Annotated in this window: 3 protein-coding genes; all 3 read right to left on the reverse strand. The window is 45.2% G+C overall.

The features are described 5' to 3' along the window. Window positions 1-198: 198 nt before the first annotated feature. From QVO39_RS06615 to QVO39_RS06625, 3 genes are read right to left on the reverse strand one after another with little or no spacing between them, the layout of a single operon-like run. A complete protein-coding gene (locus QVO39_RS06615) occupies window positions 199-852 on the reverse strand; it encodes a hypothetical protein (protein WP_021903518.1) in 654 nt (217 codons plus the stop codon). A 39-nt stretch (window positions 853-891) separates the two neighbouring features. Further along, a complete protein-coding gene (locus tag QVO39_RS06620) occupies window positions 892-2,022 on the reverse strand; it encodes a porin family protein (protein ID WP_021903519.1) in 1,131 nt (376 codons plus the stop codon). Then, on the reverse strand, window positions 2,001-2,570 hold the full coding sequence (locus QVO39_RS06625; RefSeq protein ID WP_021903520.1) for an RNA polymerase sigma factor: 570 nt from the start codon (window positions 2,568-2,570) through the stop codon (window positions 2,001-2,003). Before QVO39_RS06625 ends, QVO39_RS06620 begins: the two co-directional genes overlap by 22 nt. Between the last annotated feature and the right edge of the window lie 220 nt (window positions 2,571-2,790).

A 2,790-nucleotide genomic window follows, 5' to 3' on the forward strand; every position in this document is an offset into this window, starting at 1 on the left:
CATTATTGGGGCTTACACACTTTTTTGGGACAGTATCGACACCAATGTATATGCATCCCTTTTTTGATGAGCACCAATTAGTGTGGTATTTCTAGAAGGAGATAGGAGCATGAAAAAGCTCGCCTATTGCCTAAGCAACAGACGAGCTACCCACAAAAAGAATACACTTGAGATTATACTAGCTCCTGCAAGAGGAGGTTACTTCTTTGGTTCTACTTTTCTATCAGTATAAATCTTTGTATTGATCATACCATGAGTGAAGCTGAGCTCCCCACTTTTATCCTGTGCAGTGGTTTTGAGCTGATAGGTAGCAGTACAAGTACCCTTCTTTGTATCAAAGCTGGTAAAGGTGATACTACCTTCGGCAGTACTCCTTTCGATGATTCCTCTACGATACACCACAGCTATACCCTGAGCTCCTTCTGGCAGTAGCTTAGCTCGCTCCTTAATAAAGAGCGAAAACAGCTCCTGATTGGGCGATAATGAATTCACCAAACTAGTTGGCTTAAACTCATAAGGCTTATTCAGCTCAGGTACTCCCTTACTAAGGTCGAGATATAGGATAACGCCATACTGAGTAGGTGTCCGGACATCACCACCCTTCGGTGAGAGGTAAATTGGGAAGTACCCCACCTTATGCTTCTCACTGTAATAGAAGTAAGGGTTATTCTGGCGATAAGGAAGGTTGGCAAGATAGACCGTATGCTCAAACTCCTTGCCATTGACCTTGGCCGACCCTAGGTTTTCACGTGTGAAGTGTAGCTCTGGGGTGTCGGAAGGTTTCAAGCAACTAGTCAGTCCTAAGCCCAATAGCAGGACTGCACCGATAAGATAAAATCTCTTTTTGTTCATGATTAAATGACTATTTAAATGATTACACCAAATTGTATATTACTTTATTTCAAACCGAAGTCCAGCACTCATCTTGAGGTGCCACCGCGAGTTGGCAGAGCTAAAAAACTCTTTATCCAAAGGTATCACATCATATCCACCGCCTATCGCACCATAAAGGGACATCGAATTGGTGATGCTGTACTCCGCTCCTACTGAGAGGTGGGTATCGAGATAAAAACTCTGCTTGAGCTTCTTAATTCCGTCGCCTTTGTATGCTACCGAGACTGGGAACATTCCACTTGCTCCAGCACTTCCGTAGCACTTCCATCGACCTAGATCAGCAAAATAATATTGCAGATTCAGAGGGACACCTACTGCATGAACCTTTGCAATAAATTCGGAACCCAAGTTGGAGGTCACATTAAGTTGCCTATAAGCATACTGCACACCACTCTCTAGGCTCCATCTTTTTGAGAGAGGAAGGATGGCCGTCACCGCCAACTCTATTGGGGCCAGTTCTTTAGTAAAGAATTGCTCTTTGATAGGCTCAAAGTAGCGACTGTCCGTGACACTCACTAAGCTGTACCGTGTAGAAGTATCCCCCACTCCACCGCCACTAGTTGAGGCTCCACTTAGATTCACTGATAGCCTGATGGGTCGCTGCTCCTTAGGTGCTACAGTTATCGACTTTTCATAAGGTCTCAGTTCTTCCAAAGGTGATTGTTGCTCACTCTCCACCTCTTTCTCCGCCACCACAGGCTCCTCGTGAACCTCCTTCTCAGGCAGATCAGAAGTCACCTCTTCAATTATACTCTCTTGACTCATTATCTCGTGGGTGGACTCCACCTTTTCCGCTCTATGGTATCGCACGAATTGATCTACTTGAGTAATGCCCTCCTCGTGGTCAACAGGATTAATAGGCTCTACAATCTTAGCGACTTCACTCTCTGTACTCTGTACCAACTGATCAATAGGTTCATTGTCCTGGTGTAGCAGTAGTAATAAGAGAATGACCGCCGCAGCTGATGCTGCACCGCCCCATACCAGCCAAAGGAGAGGCTTCCTCCGTTGGTCTGTCGGCAATTGCAAAGGAGGTAATTGGTCGATAGGAGCTTGATAATCCATCAACTTCTCACGCAGCTTCTTTTCCCACTGATCTTTTGGTTCTATTCTTGCTCTTTGATCCATTGCTCAATTCTCCTTTTAAGTTCTAACTTAGCACGATGATACTGAGATGATGAGCTTCGCTCCTTAATCCCTAATCGTGCTGCTATCTCTTTATGACTAAACCCCTCTATCACATACATATTAAGGACCACTCGGTAGCCATCAGGCAACCCCGCGATCATCTCCATCAAGAGGTCATTATCTAGCTGGGCTAGCCACCCCACCTCTTCATCTTGAGGCACCTCCTCGGCTCTCTGCTGCTCCTCGTCATATCTATCCACCATGCGTACATGGAAACTTTTTAGGTGATTGATGCACTCATTAATCATAATACGCTTCAGCCATGCTATTAGCGATCCTTCCCTTTGATACTTAAAGGTATTCCTAGCCTTATAGGCCTTGCAGATAGCTTCTTGAAATAGATCCTTAGCCACCTCTCTATCCCCCACATACCGAAAAGCAACCCCCAAAAGCCTACGTGCATAAAGCTCGTAGATCTGCTGAAATGCCTTCTCTGGGTCACTACCGAGTAGTGAGGCTATTATTTGTTCGCTATTTACTGGATCCATACATTCTATCTTGGTCTCTCTATAGTGAAAACAAGGGGGTCATAAAAATACTGCATCAATTACCAAATTTATTTGAGACTTTGCACGAAGTGCCATTCTCGCACATTTGTCAAATGTGCTGAGGCTTTGCACGAAGGATGAGATGCAAGGCGCTAAGGATGAGGCCGAAGGGAGCGTACTTGCGTACTTGACCTAGGCCGAATTCCGAAAGCAACGCAGC

Source organism: Porphyromonas sp. CAG:1061, assembly GCF_000435035.1.
GTDB classification, from domain to species: Bacteria; Bacteroidota; Bacteroidia; order Bacteroidales; family Porphyromonadaceae; genus Porphyromonas_A; species Porphyromonas_A somerae.

Coding starts and splice junctions, on each gene's coding strand:
- QVO39_RS06615 (WP_021903518.1), bottom strand. CDS start 852: ATGAACAAAAAGAGATTTTATCTTATCGGTGCAGTCCTGCTATTGGGC.
- QVO39_RS06620 (WP_021903519.1), bottom strand. CDS start 2,022: ATGGATCAAAGAGCAAGAATAGAACCAAAAGATCAGTGGGAAAAGAAG.
- QVO39_RS06625 (WP_021903520.1), bottom strand. CDS start 2,570: ATGGATCCAGTAAATAGCGAACAAATAATAGCCTCACTACTCGGTAGT.